Below are 1,830 nucleotides of genomic sequence, written 5' to 3'. Positions count from 1 at the left end.
GTTCTTCATAATCTCTTAATGATCTTTCTAACACCTCGTCAGTGCCAGAAGCTGGACTTCGATAAACTCAACAACTCCGCCATTCTGCTTCGTTCGTTTCCATCTATCTCGTCGGTATGTGCTCATTATAGGGCAATTTCTTACACGTGCAAGCGCTTTTAACGCACAGGAATCACGAGTGTTTTATTTTTATGCACCAAATTGGTTCAATTCCATACAATTCATTACATAAGTACATATTTTTAAAACAGAAATATAAATTAAATATTTCTGCTTTATTCTATGCCTAATTTTTTACGACTGGTGCTTTAATCGTCACACTGGTGATTTTTACAGGGTTCACCGGCACATTTTGATGCATTCCATAGTTTCGGGTCGGTACTTTGGCAATCTGATCGACGATATCCATGCCTTTAGTGACCTTACCAAATACCGCATAGCCGGCATTTCTAGCAGAACGATCCAGGAAATCATTATCGACCAGGTTTACAAAGAATTGTGCTCGGGCAGAATCCGGCTGATTGGTACGGGCCATGGCTAAAGTACCGCGTTTATTTTGCAGACCATTCGATGATTCATTTTTAATGGGTGCTTTATTATTGGCTTTTTCTTGCATGTTCACATCAAAGCCACCACCCTGCACCATAAAGCCTGGAATGACGCGGTGAAAAATCGTGTCCTTATAGAAGTTGCTCTTTACATAGCTTTCGAAGTTCTTTGCCGAGATTGGGGCTTTGTCATTGAAGAGTTCAATTTCAATATTTCCAGATGAAGTCTTCATCTCAATAATCGTATTTGCAGCAAAGCTTGGCAGACTGACCGCAGCAAGTGCGATGACACATAATGATTTCTTTAACATTTATTAACTCATCTACTTAGAAGTAATGGTTGTGAATGACTATATATTAATCTTTTATAACTCATAATGCAGTGACCTGCCGACTAAAGACAAGAGAATAAGAATGAAGCATGCATTATTACAGGAGCAAAATATCCACCAGTTTCCACCTTGGCGTTTGCAGGGTGAGGGTTTTATTCTGAATTATTGGTTGACCCCAAGCTTTATCGAGCAAGCAAAACAATTCCGGATCGCACCTTCTCCGCTGGGTCGTATGGTCCAAGTCTTGTTGGTGCGTTATCACACCTCGCCGATTGGCCCTTATGATGAGTTACTGATTCTAGATCATCCTTTAATTAGTAAACGGCGCCTCAGCTCGATTCCTAAAATTTATGTGTCTACCTATGAGTCTGTGGTACACGGTCAGCATTTATGGGGCATTCCCAAAGAACATGCGCAATTTGAATGGCAGGAAAAGGATCAGGAAGTGCTGTGTCAGATTCAGCATCAAAACCAGCATATGACGATTCGGCTGAAGAAAACTAAATCTGCACGCCAGTTCTACATTAATAGTCATCATATTCCAGCGTCTATGTTGAAAATCCAGCAAGCCTGGAAAGGGCAGCGTTTTCAGTTTAGTCCACAGTTCCGCGGTCACCTCTCCAAACTCTCGCAAGTAGAATGGCAAGATGCCGAAAATATATTTCCAGATTTTTCCAAAGCCAAATTGCTGCAAAGCTTTTATGTCCCCAAATTCAATCTGATCTTTCCTGAAGCGCAGATCAGCAGCAAAGTATAAAAACTGATAAAAACCTATCTACAAAAAAGGTGTTTCATGAGAAACACCTTTTTACATTCATGCCTTGGATTTAACTAGGGTCTGTTGACATTTACTGTTCATAATTAACCCTATAAAGGTAGCCATAAAAATATACAGGCTAAAGCAACAGAACTTTGATAATTTCTTTTGAGCTTGTCATATCGAGTAGCTA

The 1,830-nt window shown here is 40.1% G+C and carries 2 protein-coding genes and 1 pseudogene; 1 reads left to right on the top strand and 2 read right to left on the bottom strand.

What is annotated here, in order from left to right; genetic code table 11:
• Positions 1 to 286: 286 nt before the first annotated feature.
• On the bottom strand, positions 287 to 859 hold the full coding sequence (locus tag ACP7AK_RS15295) for a peptidylprolyl isomerase A (RefSeq protein WP_005108254.1): 573 nt from the start codon (positions 857 to 859) through the stop codon (positions 287 to 289).
• A 103-nt stretch (positions 860 to 962) separates the two neighbouring features.
• On the opposite strand from ACP7AK_RS15295, the gene ACP7AK_RS15290 reads away from it, so the two are divergent.
• Positions 963 to 1,637, top strand: coding sequence for an acetoacetate decarboxylase family protein (locus ACP7AK_RS15290; protein ID WP_191112702.1), 675 nt, complete (start codon positions 963 to 965; stop codon positions 1,635 to 1,637).
• Between the two features lie 91 nt (positions 1,638 to 1,728).
• Here ACP7AK_RS15290 and ACP7AK_RS15285 read toward each other — a convergent pair.
• Positions 1,729 to 1,830: pseudogene (locus ACP7AK_RS15285) on the bottom strand (IS5/IS1182 family transposase); the annotation flags it as partial.

It is taken from the genome of Acinetobacter sp. TWP2-2-3 (genome assembly GCF_049896445.1).
In the GTDB taxonomy this organism is placed as follows: domain Bacteria; phylum Pseudomonadota; class Gammaproteobacteria; order Pseudomonadales; family Moraxellaceae; genus Acinetobacter.
This window is presented reverse-complemented; position numbering and strand designations above follow the sequence as displayed.